This window comes from Bacteroides zhangwenhongii (assembly GCF_009193325.2).
GTDB lineage: Bacteria > Bacteroidota > Bacteroidia > Bacteroidales > Bacteroidaceae > Bacteroides > Bacteroides zhangwenhongii.
The window spans coordinates 5,057,319-5,072,817 of record NZ_CP059856.1 but is presented as its reverse complement, the minus strand read 5'-3'; the positions used below and the strand labels follow the sequence as shown (position 1 = coordinate 5,072,817).

Annotated in this window: 8 protein-coding genes; 7 read left to right on the top strand and 1 reads right to left on the bottom strand. The window is 42.6% G+C overall.

What is annotated here, in order from left to right:
• Nucleotides 1–104: 104 nt before the first annotated feature.
• Nucleotides 105–2,216 (bottom strand): prolyl oligopeptidase family serine peptidase, encoded by a 2,112-nt coding sequence (locus GD630_RS20010; RefSeq protein ID WP_143865047.1) that lies wholly within the window; start codon nt 2,214–2,216, stop codon nt 105–107.
• 171 nt (nt 2,217–2,387) lie between these two features.
• Here GD630_RS20010 and GD630_RS20005 point away from each other — a divergent pair, with 171 nt between their 5' ends.
• From GD630_RS20005 to GD630_RS19975, 7 genes are all read left to right on the top strand, one after another.
• Nucleotides 2,388–5,357 (top strand): PEP/pyruvate-binding domain-containing protein, encoded by a 2,970-nt coding sequence (locus GD630_RS20005; RefSeq protein WP_007751404.1) that lies wholly within the window; start codon nt 2,388–2,390, stop codon nt 5,355–5,357.
• Between the two features lie 941 nt (nt 5,358–6,298).
• Nucleotides 6,299–8,818 (top strand): DUF4493 domain-containing protein, encoded by a 2,520-nt coding sequence (locus tag GD630_RS20000; RefSeq protein ID WP_143865048.1) that lies wholly within the window; start codon nt 6,299–6,301, stop codon nt 8,816–8,818.
• A gap of 11 nt (nt 8,819–8,829) precedes the next feature.
• Entirely contained in the window at nt 8,830–10,098 is a 1,269-nt protein-coding gene (locus GD630_RS19995) for a DUF4493 domain-containing protein (protein WP_143865049.1), read from the top strand.
• 2 nt (nt 10,099–10,100) lie between these two features.
• Complete coding sequence (locus GD630_RS19990; protein ID WP_143865050.1) at nt 10,101–12,218, top strand: DUF4493 domain-containing protein; 2,118 nt, start codon at nt 10,101–10,103, stop codon at nt 12,216–12,218.
• 10 nt (nt 12,219–12,228) lie between these two features.
• Entirely contained in the window at nt 12,229–12,957 is a 729-nt protein-coding gene (locus GD630_RS19985; protein ID WP_238482947.1) for a hypothetical protein, read from the top strand.
• Entirely contained in the window at nt 12,958–13,842 is an 885-nt protein-coding gene (locus GD630_RS19980; RefSeq protein ID WP_394368242.1) for a hypothetical protein, read from the top strand. It abuts the gene before it with no gap.
• 12 nt (nt 13,843–13,854) lie between these two features.
• Nucleotides 13,855–15,447, top strand: a complete 1,593-nt coding sequence (locus GD630_RS19975) for a PCMD domain-containing protein (RefSeq protein ID WP_238482946.1) — start codon at nt 13,855–13,857, stop codon at nt 15,445–15,447.
• Nucleotides 15,448–15,499: the final 52 nt, after the last annotated feature.

The following is a 15,499-nucleotide window of genomic DNA, read 5'->3' as shown; positions in this document are numbered from 1 at the left end:
ATAAAATGATAGTTTTTGGGTCCAAGAAGCGCAAAGCCCCGCCACCTGTGATGTAAAAAACAGGTAACGGGGCTTCTATGTGTTCGCAAATAGAAAGCCGGTCTTTAGAATTTCGGTTTCATGCCCAGATTATACATGATGAATCCGTAAATGTCGGCTTGCTCTTCCAGTACCTTTGCCATAGGTTTGCCTGCACCGTGTCCGGCTTTGCTGTCGATGCGGATCAAGGTCGGATTGGTCCCGTCATTGTCGGCTTGCAGGGTAGCGGCAAACTTGAATGAGTGGGCGGGGACTACCCGGTCGTCATGGTCGGCAGTGGTTACCAGAGTTGCCGGATATTTTGTGCCCGGTTTCAGGTTGTGCAATGGAGAGTAACCTCTGAGGTATTCGAACATCTCCTTGCTGTCTTCACTGGTGCCGTAATCGCTGGCCCAGTTCCAGCCGATGGTAAACTTGTGGTAGCGGAGCATATCCATCACACCTACTTGCGGGATGGCTACACGGAAGAGGTCGGGACGCTGCGTCATACAGGCGCCTACCAACAGACCGCCGTTGGAACCGCCGACAATCGCTATCTTGTCTTTATCGGTGTATTTCTGGCTGATGAGATATTCAGCGGCCGAGATGAAGTCGTCGAACACGTTCTGTTTCTGCATTTTGGTTCCGGCTACGTGCCAGTCCTCACCGTATTCGCTGCCGCCACGCAGGTTGACTTGGGCATAGATACCGCCGTTTTCGAGGAACGGGATACGGTTGGAGCTGAAGCCCGGATTGAGACTGATACCGAAACCTCCGTACCCGTAGAGGAATACCGGATTTTTGCCGTCTTTCTTCAAGTCCTTCTTATAAGTAAGGAACATCGGAATCTTCACACCGTCCTTGCTGGGGAAAAACACCTGTTCCGTTACGAAGTCGTCCGAGTTGAACTGCACTTTCGGGGCACGGTACAGTTCGTAGCTGTTCTTGTCCATATCATATTTATAGGTAGCGCCGGGAATGGTGAACGAGGTAAATCCGAAGAAGCATTCCTTGTCATCCTTGTTGCCGCTGAATCCTACCGAACCGAGTGAGGGCAGTTCGATTTCCTGCAATTGCTTGCCGTCGAGGTCGTAAACGTATGCGTGATTGGAGGCGTCTTTGTCGTATGTGAGGAACAGTTTGCCACCGATCACTTCCGCGTTGGAGAGCACTGCTTCCGATTCGGGCACGAGCTCTTTCCAGTCTTCCAGTTTCGGATGGTTGATGTCCGCCACCATAATCCGGTTTTTCGGTGCGCCGTAGTTGGTGTAGATATAAATCCGGTCGCCGATTACTTCAATTGGGTAATATTGGTAATCGAGGTCGGTGGTGAGCTGGATGAAAGGAGAGGCGGGCTTTTTCAAATCCCGTATGAACAGGTTGTTCCCTCTTCCGGCTCCGGATTCGGTCAGGAATAGAATACGTTCATCCTCGCTGGTGCCGGAGGTGTAGAAACGTTTCGGATAAGCCGGATTCTGGTAAATCAGCTTGTCTTTCGATTGGGGTTCGCCGATCTTGTGGTAATAGATCTTATGATTCTCGTTCACGTTGGAGAACTCTTTTCCTTTGGTCGGAGCATCGTAAGCGCTATAATAGAATCCGTCTCCCTGCCAGGCAGCGTCGGTGAATTTGGCCCATTCGATGTGGTCTTCGAGCAACTTGCCGCTTTCGGTGTCCATCACGTAGATTTCAGACCAGTCGGAGCCGCTTCGCGAGATGGTGTACGCGGTGTATTTGCCGTCGTGTGAGAAATAAAGTCCCGTGAGGGCCACTGTGCCGTCGTCCGACAATTTGTTGGGGTCGAGGAACACGCGAGGCTCGCCGTCCAATGAATCTTGTACGTAGAACACGCTTTGATTCTGCAAACCGTCGTTCTTGCTGAAATAATATTTGCCGTGTTTCTTGACAGGAGCGCTGATCTTCTCGTAATCAGCCAGTTCCGTCAGCCGTTTCAAGAGGTTCTCCCGGAAAGGTATTTGGCTCAGATACTCGTTTGTCACTTTGTTCTGCGCTTCTACCCAAGCGGTGGTAGCTGCGCTGGTATCATTTTCCAACCATCTGTAAGGGTCGGGAACTTGCGTACCGAAGTACACGTCTACAGTGTCTACTTTTGCCGTCTCGGGGTAGACCGGCTTTTTTTGTTGGGGAGCGCATGACATTACCATGATTCCACTCATTAATAAAGTTACTTTTTTCATGTAAATAAAAAGTCTTTTTGAATAAACTTATTGGTACAAAACTACAAAATAATAAGAGATAAACAAGTAAACTTTATAAAGAAGATGATGGAAAATGAGATTTAAAGAATTAACTTTGCAAAATGTGATTTTGAAACAAGACGATTTGGTATAAGAAAGGAGAATAATTCTATGCTTAGTAAATATAAATTAAACCAGCTTTACTTCAAAGATACCCAGTTCGCCAATTTGATGACCCGGCGAATTTTCAACGTGCTGCTGATAGCCAATCCGTACGACGCTTTCATGCTCGAAGATGACGGACGTATCGATGAGAAGATTTTTAATGAATATACTTCGCTCTCTCTGCGTTATCCGCCCCGTTTCTCGCAGGTGTCTACCGAAGAGGAGGCATTGGCGCAGTTGGAAAGTATGTCATTCGACCTGGTGATTTGTATGCCGAGTACGGGAGATAATGACAGTTTCGACATCGGACGGCATATCAAGGAGAAATATGAACACATTCCTATCGTCATTCTGACTCCTTTCAGTCACGGTATTACCAAACGGATTATCAATGAGGATCTGAGTGCTTTCGAGTACGTTTTCTGCTGGCTGGGCAATACCGATTTGCTGGTTTCTATCATTAAGCTGATGGAGGACAAGATGAATCTGGAGCATGACGTGCAGGAGGTAGGAGTACAGTTGATACTTGTTGTGGAAGACGGCATTCGCTTCTATTCTTCCATTCTTCCCAATCTGTATAAGTTCGTGTTGAAGCAGAGTCAGGAGTTCTCTACAGAGGCTCTGAATGCGCACCAGCGTACGCTTCGTATGCGCGGACGGCCTAAAATCGTGTTGGCGCGTACGTATCAGGAGGCAATGAATATTTACCGTAAGTATCAGAATAATATATTGGGGGTGATCACGGATGTACGTTTCCCGAAGGTGGAGCGGGGAGAGAAAGACGGTCTGGCGGGTATCAAGCTGTGTGCCGAGATACGTAAGAATGATCCGTTCGTACCCTTGATTATCCAGTCGTCCGAGTCGGAGAATGCTTCCTATGCGGCAAAATACGGCGCCAGCTTTATTGACAAGAATTCCAAGAAGATGGATGTCGACCTGCGCCGTATCGTTTCCGATAACTTCGGTTTCGGTGATTTTGTTTTCCGTAATCCGGAGACGGGGGAGGAGATTGCCCGTGTACGGAATCTGAAAGAGTTGCAGAATATCCTGTTTGCCGTTCCTGCGGAATCATTCTTATATCACATTAGCCGTAATCATGTGTCCCGCTGGCTTTATTCGCGGGCTATGTTTCCCGTGGCGGAGTTCTTGAAACCGATTACATGGAGCAGTCTTCAGGATGTGGACGCCCATCGCCGTATCATTTTTGAGGCGATCGTGAAATATCGCAAGATGAAGAATCAGGGAGTCGTTGCCGTCTTTAAACGGGACCGTTTCGACCGTTATTCCAATTTCGCGCGTATCGGTGACGGTTCGCTCGGAGGTAAAGGGCGCGGACTGGCTTTCATAGATAACATGGTGAAGCGTCATCCGGAGTTTGATGAGTTTGAGAATGCACGGGTAGCCATTCCCAAGACGGTGGTGCTTTGTACGGATGTGTTCGATGAGTTTATGGACACGAACAATCTGTATCAGATTGCCCTTTCGGATGCGGATGATGATTTGATTCTGAGGTATTTCCTGAAAGCGAAGTTGCCGGACCGGTTGGTGGAAGACTTCTTTACTTTCTTTGATGTGGTGAAGTCACCGATTGCCATCCGTTCTTCTTCTCTGTTGGAAGACTCCCATTATCAGCCGTTTGCGGGGATTTACAATACGTATATGATTCCTTATCTGGACGACCGCTATGAGATGCTGCGTATGCTTTCCGATGCCATCAAGGGAGTGTATGCTTCGGTATACTTCCGTGACAGCAAGGCTTATATGCAAGCTACGTCGAACGTGATAGACCAGGAAAAGATGGCTGTCATTTTGCAGGAAGTCGTTGGTAACCAATACGGAGAACGTTATTATCCTTCCATGTCCGGTGTGGCACGCTCGCTCAATTATTATCCGCTAGGTGATGAAAAGGCGGAGGAAGGAACGGTGAATCTGGCTCTTGGATTGGGAAAATATATTGTGGATGGCGGTATGACGCTTCGTTTTTCTCCTTATCATCCCAATCAGGTGTTACAGACCAGCGAGATGGAAATAGCTTTGAAAGAGACTCAGACCCGTTTCTATGCGTTGGACTTGAAGAATGCAGGGCATGACTTTTCGATCGATGACGGCTTTAATCTGTTGAAACTTCATGTGAAAGAGGCGGAAAATGACGGTGCTTTGCAGTATATCGCTTCTACATACGACCCGTACGACCAGATAATCCGGGATGGCTTGTATCCGGGAGGACGCAAGGTGATCACGTTTGCTAATATCCTGCAACATGATGTTTTCCCGTTGGCTCGTATTTTGCAGTTGGTCTTGAAATACGGGGAGCAGGAGATGCGTCGTCCGGTTGAGATTGAGTTTGCGGCAACGTTAAGTCGTGATCAGGATAAGACGGGTACTTTCTATCTTTTGCAGATCCGTCCGATTGTGGATAGCAAGGAGATGCTGGATGAGGATTTGAACGATATACCGGATGATGAGGTGATTCTTCGCTCGTATAATTCGCTGGGACATGGCATTATGAACGAGATTCAGGATGTTGTCTATGTGAAGACGGACGGCTACAGTGCTTCCAATAATCAGGCTATTGCTTGGGAGATAGAAAAGATCAATCAGCAGTTCTTGAACGAGGGGAAGAACTATGTGCTTGTCGGTCCCGGACGTTGGGGAAGCAGCGACACGTGGCTGGGTATTCCGGTGAAGTGGCCGCACATCTCGGCAGCCCGTGTGATAGTGGAGGCGGGACTGACTAATTACCGCGTTGATCCCAGCCAGGGTACGCATTTCTTCCAGAATCTTACCTCGTTCGGAGTGGGTTACTTCACGATCAATGCCTTTATGAATGATGGTGTCTACAACCAAGAGTTCCTCAATGCGCAACCGGCTGTGGAAGAAACGAAGTTCCTCCGCCATGTCCGCTTTGAGAAACCGATAGTGGTCAAGATGGATGGAAAGAAGAAACTTGGGGTGGTGCTGATGCCAGGAGTGTAGAACCCTGCATCTCTCATTCTTTCTCGATTCATCTCTCATGATATCCCGGAACTGGGATATAGATTGTTGTGTAGGTTTCACAGACCTTTTTCATCGTGTTTTCTGCCTCTAATTTAATAGTGGTTTATATGTCAGTTTACTTATGTTGTTGGCATATTTAGCCTTTGTTTTTGGATTATTTTACCAACATCATAACCTTCCACTCTAGTGAACAGTTTTGTGTACTCTAGTGAACGGAACTGTTCACATTAGTGCACAGAACTATCTACTGTAGTGGAACGGTTGTGATATCTTGTAGAAAATGTGACGTTATATGCTGAAAGACAGGAGATTAAACGGTAGTCTTTATATAAAATCCCATTAGTTGTTTTGCAAAATACGGCTTACGATGAGAGGTGTAAGGCGAAAGCATGAGAGATATAGCGAGAAAGCATGAGAGATGCGGGGCGAAAGTATGAGAGATGTATAATAAAAAAAGATCTCTCATAATGTAAATGTTTGGTAATCTGATGTTTATGTTGCTTTTATGAGAGATGAAAAATACTTTTCTAGTATGAATCGGTGCATTGTTTCTATGAAATATTTGCAGTACATTTTTCTTTTCCTAGAATTGATCATGTTGGATTGGATGAATTTTTAATCTCTTTTTGTTTGAATAAGTAGGTTTTTATTTGAAACATGAGATGGAAACGTTCTGTTTTTCATCTAAAAAGCGGAAATCTTTTGTTGTATGCTTAAAATTATGGTCTTTTTTTTAGGTCAAGCAAACAAATTGTGTTCTCATTTTCAGATTTCGGGATAAATCTTTCTTTGGATACTTTATTATAAAGAAAGAAAACTGTACTTTTGCGCAAAGTTTTAGAGAGGAAGAGTACAAAAGAAGATGTCACAAGGAGAAATAGATATATTTATTCCGGACTAATTTAGAGATATAAACCAATATGAGAAAAGTTTTTAGAGTATTGTTGTTGATGGCAATAGTACTGTCTGCTTGTGAAAGCGAACAAAAGCGATCCAATATGGCAACAGGTATGCTTGCTTTGAATCTGGCTACTAGTCAGGATGTCATTGACGCTACTACTACACGTGCTGAGGTCGGTGATAGTGGAGAAGAGAATACAGAGGAAGATGATTTAGTACCTGATGTTGGAGACTTTACGATTGCTTTGATGGATGGAAATGTCGTTAAAACTTCGTGGGATAAGTTTAGCGAGTTTCCTAAATATGCTGTTGTTCCGGTGGGGACTTATACATTGAAAGCGTATTGCGGTAATCCGGAAAAAGAGGGCTTTGAATCTCCTTATTATGAGGGAACGCAAGAAATTACGGTGGAAGATGATGAGACTGTTGAAGCTAGTATCACCTGCTATTTGACGAATGTGAAACTGTCTGTGGAATACACAGATGCATTTAAAAAGTACTTTTCTGATTATTCTACTGTCATCCAGTCTGATGGCGGAAGTTCTATTACTTTTGTTAAAGATGAAGTGCGTGCGGCTTATGTGAAGCCGGGCGTTATTACTATATATGCCGATGTCGTGAATCAGAACGGGCAGACTGCCAAGTGGGAAGTTGGGGAAATTGATGAGGCCAAGCCTCGTGAGTTTTATCATATAAAATTGGATGTGGATGCGGGGAGCGCTACATTGAAGATTTCATTTGACAAAACTACTGTGGAGAAGCCGGTGGAAATAGATGTCTCTGATGAAGCATTGAACATACAACCTCCATTTTTTACTCGTTCCGGATATGAATCCGGTGTGGTGCAGGATGTGAAAGAGGGTAGTACGATTTTTCCTCTTTCTACGCTTGTTACTGCACGTAATGGGATTAAAAAGTGTGTGTTGACTACGGTGTCGCCTTCTTTACTTGCACAAGGTTGGCCGACTTCTGTAGATTTGGTCAATCTCGCCGGAGAAACATTAGAGAAATTGAAATCATTAGGCTTGTCCATGCGGGGATTGAGTACTAATGTGGAAAAGATGGCTACGTTGGATTTTGCTGAGGTAATACCCTATTTATTGAGTGATGATGGTGAAGTCTCTTTTTCTCTTGTGGTGACTGATAAGGCAGGAAGAGTCAATGCTGTTGATGAAGTCATAAAGGTGAACGTGCAGGATAATCAGTTTGCAGTAGGGACTGTGGATAATGTAAATGTCGGACTTCAAGCAATTACTATTCCTGTTACGTTGGATGGAGATATTTCCAGAGTTAAGTTCCAATATCTAAAGGAGGAAGTCTTAACGGATATAGATGTCTCTGGTGTACTTACAGACGGTATTCAACATCAAGTAACATTAGCTTTACCTTTTATAACGTCGCATAACTTCCTGGTTTATGTGACTTGCGGTGTGCGTACTTTATCTGTTTCTGTTGGAGTCAATCCTCCTGTATTTGGTCTGGAAGCTTCTGAAGGGGATGTATGGGCAACAAAAGCTACTATACATGTTGTAGGGAAAGATAAGGAGTATATGAAAACTCAACCGATTGTTATTGAGTATATTAAGTCTTCGGAGTATGAAACTGGAACATGGGTGACACCTACTCAAACAAAAGATGGTGATGTCATTGAAATAACGGGATTGCCTGAAGATCCTCTAAATACTAATAAATATACGTTGAGAGCTGTATCGGGAGATGTGAAAGCGGAAAATGAGTTGGAGATAACGACGGAAGTCGCTGCACAAATACCTAATAGTGATTTTGAGGATTGGACGGGAAAACAGGTTTGGTATAAGACTATTGTGCTCAGTGGTGGAGAAAAAGTATGGGCTTTTTATCCGAGTGCTACTAGTTGGTGGAGTTCGCGTAATGATAAAACAACTCAATCGTATGATGGAGTTGCTTCTTGGTTCTATGCATCGTATCCAAGTACAGTACCCACATCGTACGATGGTTGGACGGCTTATAATCATCTTAATAAATTTGGAGGGCAATCGTTAACAATCGCATCACATAGAGGAACGTCTGCAATGGAAATTTCGACAGTCGGTCATGGGGCTAATAATTGGCTGAGTCAAGAAAGTGCTCAAGAGGATGTAGACTATAGAACGGCAGGATCGTTGTTCATCGGTACTTATGACCGGGCATCTCAGAAAGAAACTTTGGGGCATACCTTTAATTCTCGTCCTTCCGCAGTTGAGTTTTATTATAAATATTATTCATACAATAATGAATCCGCGAAAGCTTATGCTGTGTTATATAATGCAGAGAAGAAAGAGATAGCTAGAGGAGAATTGCTTATATCGAATCCTGTGGATACTTATGAGAAAGGTACTGTTTCTATAGCTAAGACAACAGAAAAAGCTGCTTATATAACTGTTGTCTTTTTATCCAGCAGTTTGGATTCTCCTGCGACATTAGCTATTCAAGGAAGTAAAGGTGCTTGGAGGGCAGGCTATGGCGATTCTCGCCATGTCGGTAGCGTATTGACAATTGATGATGTAAAATTGATATATTAAAACAACGAAATATGAAAAAGGTAACATACATACTGTTTATCGCATTGGCAGTAATTCTTTCTTTTACAGCTTGCGATCGTGAGAAGATGGATAATGATACAGTAGAATTGGGTGAGGGTTCTGTGAATCTGGCTTCCTTGAAAGGCTTGTCGGTTGAGGTTTCCTCTTCTACTCCTATCACTCGTGCGTCCGAAGTAAATACGGATAATTATTTGATTCGTATTTACGATGCGGAACAAAATTTGGTACGTGAATGGAAATATAGCGAGTTGCCTGAGATATTTACGCTCAGAGTAGGGAGCTATACAGTACAAGCTTTGTCACACGAGGTGCAACCGGCAGAGTTTGAAGTTCCTTTTTATTATGCCGAAGAATCTTTCACTATTGAGGCTAATAAAGTAAAGGACTTGGAACCATTGGTATGTAAGTTGAATAATATCAAGGTGTCTGTGACATACGATGATAAGTTGAAAGAAGTGATGGGCGAGGATGTGAAAACCACTGTTACTGTGGGAGACGCTTCCTTAGCATTTGCGTATGACGAAACCAGAAATGGATATTTCAAGTCGAATGCAGATGGCAATAATATTATGAAAGCGGTGATGACCGGAACTATTGATGGGGTGGCAAGGGAAGTGCCTTATCCGATTAAGAATGTAAAGCCTGGTCAACATCGTCTCATAAAATTCTATTTGAAGTATGTCAATGATGATGGCTATATTGAGGGAGGATTCACTAAACTCAAACTGGTGATTGTTGCAACGTGTACAGTAATAGAGAAAGGATTTACAAATAGAGAGGAAGAAGAAACGATAATAGATCCGAATCCGCCTACGCCTAGCGGAAAAGCGCCGACTATTGTGGGAAACGGGTTCGATATCGATGAGAGTTTGGATGTGCCTATCAAGAGAGATGAAGGTGGAAATCTGATTGGTATTACGGTGGTTGTAAACATTGAAGCGGAGAATGGATTCTCGAATCTTAAAGTGAAGATTGATTCGGAAACATTGACTCCGGAGCTATTGGAGGAAGTTGGACTGGCTTCTGAATTTGATTTGGCCTATCCGGGAGATTTGAGAACGGGATTGGAATCATTAGGCTTTCCTGTAGGTGACCAGGTTTTGGGCAAAACGACTTTGAAGTTTGATATTACTAAATTCACGCCACTACTTGGCATTTATGGTCCGGCTACTCACAAATTTATTATTACGGCTATCGACCAGTCCGGAAATAGTGTAGAGAAAACATTAACATTGATTTCGGTAGCGGAAGGAGAATAAGGATGAGGAACGCTTACTATATATTGGTGTTTCTGACGTATGTGCTGTTAAATGGATGTACGGAAACAGAACGTTTGGACGGAGAGGGAATACTACGTATGAAAGTCAACGTGGATTCGTCCATTAAAGTAGTAACTTCGCGCACTGTGACCGATGATGAACAGGCGGAGTTGGAAAAGAATTGTGAGGTTCGCCTTTATAATGGCAAGGGGCTGATTCGTTATTATAAAGGACTTTCTGAAGTACCCGAAGAGCTACAATTGAAGTCAGGAGCCTATAATGTTAAGGTTACCGCAGGAGATTCGGTCCCTGCTTCTTTTGATAAAACTTATTATAAAGGGATGGTTCCGTTCGAGATAACGAATGGAACTGTGACGGAGCAGAATGTGAAATGCAGTATTGCCAATGTATTGTCTACAGTAAGTTTCAGTGATAATGTGAACGAATTATTTAAGAATTATACGATGACCGTATACACAAAGTTCGGTTCATTGGACTTTACGCAGGAGAATGTCGGTGCTATAGGTTATTATATGTTGTCTGAGGGGGACAGTTCGTTGAAGTGGAAGTTTACCGGAGTGTTGCAGAATGAAAAAGAATTTGAGAAAGAAGGTGAAGTTTTGGCAGAATCAGCTACGCACTATACTTTCAAGCTGAATTTTGTGGATGATATTGAAGATGGCGGTGCTAGTTTGCAAGTGACTGTGGACGAGACTCCTTTGGAGACGATAGAAGATGAGGTGGAGGTTAAGCAACGTCCGTCTTTTAGAGGAGTAGGCTTTGATTTTGGTACACCTTATATATATGCTTTGAATGCGGCTAGTGAACTCTCTTTTAAAATAGCGGTCACTTCAGCTTTAACGGAGGCTACTCTTGCCTGTGATAAACTGACCGAATGGGGATTTTCGGGTAATACGCTTCAATTGGCTAATCTTGGTGAAGATGAAATATCTGCTTTAGCCGCTAATGGACTGCAGATTGTTTCTGCTTTTGATGAGACTACAAAAGCTGGGGTGTTGACATTGACATTGACATCTTCTTTGGTTGGAAAGATGACAACCGCAGAAACTTCCTATGCTTTTGCTTTGAGTGCGATTGATGCGGAAGGGTTGAGCAATACCGGGATTTTGTCAATCGTTGTTTCTAACGCTTCTGTTCTAACAAAGGATGTAGTAGTGGGAGACGTATGGAGTTCAAGAGCCGAATTGAGAGGAGAAATCATACATGAGACAACGGAACCCTTGAGCTTTAATTACCGGAAGAAAGGCGAAAGTAATTGGACTAATGTAGAGGCGGTAAAAGGGGAAGATGGAGTAACTTTTACAACAAAACTTACTGGATTGGAAGACGGTACAGAGTATCAGTATCAAGCATTGGCCGGTAATACTCCTTCGGCTGTGGTTTGTTCGTTTACAACGGAAGAAGCTGCGCAATTGCCGAATAGCGGCTTTGAAAACTGGTCAGGAAGTTCACCTTTGTGGGTTTATGGAGAAGGTGAAGCAATGTTCTGGGATAGTGGTAACAAAGGCTCTTCAAAGATGAATATAAACGTGACTACTTATATTGACAGGGTAGGATTGAATGGTGGAAAACGTGCCGCTCAATTAAAGTCGCAATTTGTGAGCTTCTTGGGTATTGGGAAGTTTGCTGCAGGGAATTTGTTTACCGGAAAATTTGTTGGTGTAGAAGATGGGACTCAAGGTATTCTTGATTTTGGACGTGAATTTGCATCCCGCCCTTCGGAACTTTCTATCTGGTATCGTGCGACTTTAGGCACTATTGATTATTCCGAAACGGTTGATGCGCCTAAGGGTATACAGGATACTGCTATTGTATATGTAGCATTAACTGATTGGGATAAACCCATTGTAGTGCATACTAAGGATAAGACAACATTGTTCAGTAAAGACGATTCTAAAATAATAGCTTATGGAGAGTTGATTATTGATGGTAATGTAAATGCCTGGACTGAACATAAGATAAAACTAGAGTATAGACGGAAAGATGTTAAACCTAAGTATATTCTTGTAGTTGCGTCAGCTAGCAAGTATGGAGACTATTATACCGGAAGTACAGGCAGTACGATGTGGTTGGATGATTTGGAATTGATTTACGAATAAAATAAAATACGTGAAAAAAATAGCTTTTATCTTGTCACTTGTGTTTTTAGGCATATTCAGTGTTCGGGCGCAAGACTTCAAAAGAGATATTAAATTGGGAACCTTTATACCTAAGGGACAGTGGATTGTAGGTAGCTCAGTTTCATATTCGGAACATAATGAGCAGAACTATCAGTTTTTGGTACTTGATGGATTTAATTCTGATGGGTATACTTTTAAAGTCAGTCCGATGGTCTGTTATGCGTTTAAAGATAATATGGCTGCCGGAGGGCGTTTTGCCTATGGACGGACATTAACAAAGTTGGATGGATTGTCTATCAATTTGGATGAAGAAAATCAGTTTGACGTAGACGATCTTTATCAGTTGAAACATTCGTATTCAGCAATGGCTGTCCTCCGTAATTATGTGACATTGGGAAGTAGCAAACGTTTTGCACTCTTTAGTGAGACACAATTGGGAATGGGGGGAAGCCAGTCGAAAGTAGTAAATAAGGGAGGTGATTCCGTTACCGGAACCTATTCTACAACTACAGATTTCAGCATTGGTGTAGCTCCCGGTATTGTAGCTTTTATTAATAACTATACGGCGGTAGAAGTTAGTATTGGTGTGCTTGGGTTGAACTTTAGTAAGGTGAAACAAACTACAGATCAAGTCTATGTTGGTGAACGGTCGTCTAGTAGCGCTAATTTTAAAATTAATTTGTTTTCTATCGGCTTGGGAATTGCCTTTTATTTATAAATGAAAATGTACAAAGTATTATATATATGTATATTGGGCTTGTTGGTCGGGATACCGGGTATACAGGCACAGCAACGCGATACTCTCCGTACGATGGATGGAAGGGATTCTTTAATTGTCGAAAGGGTTATTGTTCGTGATACTGTTTTTCTTCTGAAGGAGGAATACGAAGAACAGCTGGATTCAACAGATATTATTCATACGAGAGCTATCGGACGTTTTGATCGCGGAATCAAAAATTACCGTTTCATTCCGAAAGGTAAATGGATTGGAGGTTTGACTTTCTCGTATGTCAATTTTGATAGTGACGACAGTCGGTTATTGTTTTCTATTCTGAAAGATTTTGATTGTAACTTCCGTACCTTCTCCGTCAAGCCTTTCTGGGGCTATGCAATTCGGGACAATTTGGTAGTAGGTATGAAGTTGGGATATAACCATACAATTGCTCAATTGGATAATGTTTCCCTTGCAGTTGAAGATTTGGATGTTTCTTTGAAAGATATGCGTTATGCGGAAGATACCTATTCGGCTGCAGTCTTTCACCGTTCTTATGTCGGCTTGGATCACGGTAAGCGTTTCGGTTTATTTAATGAAACTACTCTTTCTTATAATAGAGGTACATCTAGTTTTTCTCGTGGAACGGGAGATAATTTGAAACGAACGGAAACGACGTTAAATGAACTTCATTTGGGGATAAATCCGGGTTTGGCGGTGTTTATTATGCAGAATGTATGCGCTGAAGTCTCATTTGGAGTTGTCGGATTTAAGTACCGGATAGAGAAGCAGAAGAATAATTTGGGAGAAACTGGTAAGCGGAGGAGCAGTGGCGCTAACTTCAAGATTAATCTGTTTAATATCAACATTGGTATTACTCTTTGTATGTAATTTTAGAAACGTATGAGAAGAATATATATAAATGGCTTAATGGTGGGGATGATGTTGTTAATTACATCATGCATAGAGAATGATATAGATTATCCGGTCGTTAAGTTACAGTTTTTAGATATTGTTGTGGAAGGTCAATCCGGTAATGCTATTATTAATACGGAAACCAATACGATAACATTGAATTTGGATGAAACTGTTAACCTGAAAAAGGTGAAAGTTACAAAGCTTGAACTAACAGAGGGAGCTAAAACCGATTTGGCAGTTAATTCAGTTCTGGATTTGACAAAGCCTCGAAAGGTTACTCTGTCTTTATATCAAAATTATGAATGGACAATTGTTGCCCGACAGACGATAGAACGTCGGTTTGTCGTAAATGATCAGATTGGAGAGCCCATATTTGATGTTGAAAATCGTTTAGTGGTAGCTTATGTGACCACTTCTACTAGCCTGCGTACTATTCAAATAGAGGATCTGAAACTAGGTCCTGAAGGATGTACGATGGCACCGGATTACTCAGCTTTGCATGATTTTATGTCCGGTCAGACGGTCACTGTGAGCTATCACGACATAACGGAGGTTTGGACTTTATATGTGTCGCCTACTAGTGATGACGTTGTTACGTCTTCGGCTGATGCTTGGACAAATGTGGTGTGGCTGTCCGGACAAGGGAAAAAAGGGGCTGTTTTCGGATTTGAAATCAGTGAGGTCTCAACAGGAGAATGGAAAACTGTGGATGAGGCTTATATAACGGTAAATGGGGGAACTTTCACCGCACGCGTTCCCCATTTGAAAGCTTCTACCGCTTATAATTGCCGTGCAGTTGCTAACGATAAATATGGCGAAATTCTAACTTTTACAACGGGAGAAGCGGTAGTATTGCCGGGAGGTTCTTTGGATAATTGGCACCAAGTTGACGATGTCTGGAATCCATGGGCTGAAAATGGTGAGCAGATATGGGATACAGGTAATAAGGGAGCAACTAAAATGGGGGATAGTAATTCTATACCGACTAGTGAAACTTGGAATGGAAAAGGACAGGCTGCAAAACTGTCTTCTAAATTTGTAGGTTTGGTAGGGATCGGAAAGTTTGCAGCAGGTAACTTGTATGTCGGCAAATACTTAGAAACGGTAGGTACAAATGGAAAGTTGGAATTTGGTAAACCGTTTACGGCAAGACCTACAAAGTTGAAAGCGTATTATAAGTATACAACGGCTCCGATTGATAATTTGCCGAGTGAGAAGAATGCCCCGCTTGATTATAAACGTTTTGTTTCTTATAAAGGTAAGCCTGATACTTGTGCTATATATATAGCACTAGGTGATTGGGATAGTCCGGTAGGAGTTTATACTAAATATTCTGAAAGGAAACTGTTTGATAAGAATGATTCTCATGTGATTGCCTATGCTGAATTTAATACAGGAAGGACGGTAAGTGAATATCAAAAGCTTGAATTAGAACTGGAATATCGAGCAGTTAATCGTAAACCGAAATATCTTCTGGTCGTATGTTCTGCCAGCAAGTATGGCGATTATTTCACTGGAGGGGAAGGTGCTACTCTTTGGGTGGATGACTTTAGTTTGGAATATGACTATGATGATTAGTTTTATCTCTTATTCAATGTATTCCTTCCGGTTGTGAACTGTAATAGTGCGT

Bases quoted from the DNA above. Each gene is read 5' to 3' on its own strand.
- GD630_RS20010 (WP_143865047.1), bottom strand. From the start codon at position 2,216: ATGAAAAAAGTAACTTTATTAATGAGTGGAATCATGGTAATGTCATGC.
- GD630_RS20005 (WP_007751404.1), top strand. From the start codon at position 2,388: ATGCTTAGTAAATATAAATTAAACCAGCTTTACTTCAAAGATACCCAG.
- GD630_RS20000 (WP_143865048.1), top strand. From the start codon at position 6,299: ATGAGAAAAGTTTTTAGAGTATTGTTGTTGATGGCAATAGTACTGTCT.
- GD630_RS19995 (WP_143865049.1), top strand. From the start codon at position 8,830: ATGAAAAAGGTAACATACATACTGTTTATCGCATTGGCAGTAATTCTT.
- GD630_RS19990 (WP_143865050.1), top strand. From the start codon at position 10,101: ATGAGGAACGCTTACTATATATTGGTGTTTCTGACGTATGTGCTGTTA.
- GD630_RS19980 (WP_394368242.1), top strand. From the start codon at position 12,958: ATGAAAATGTACAAAGTATTATATATATGTATATTGGGCTTGTTGGTC.
- GD630_RS19975 (WP_238482946.1), top strand. From the start codon at position 13,855: ATGAGAAGAATATATATAAATGGCTTAATGGTGGGGATGATGTTGTTA.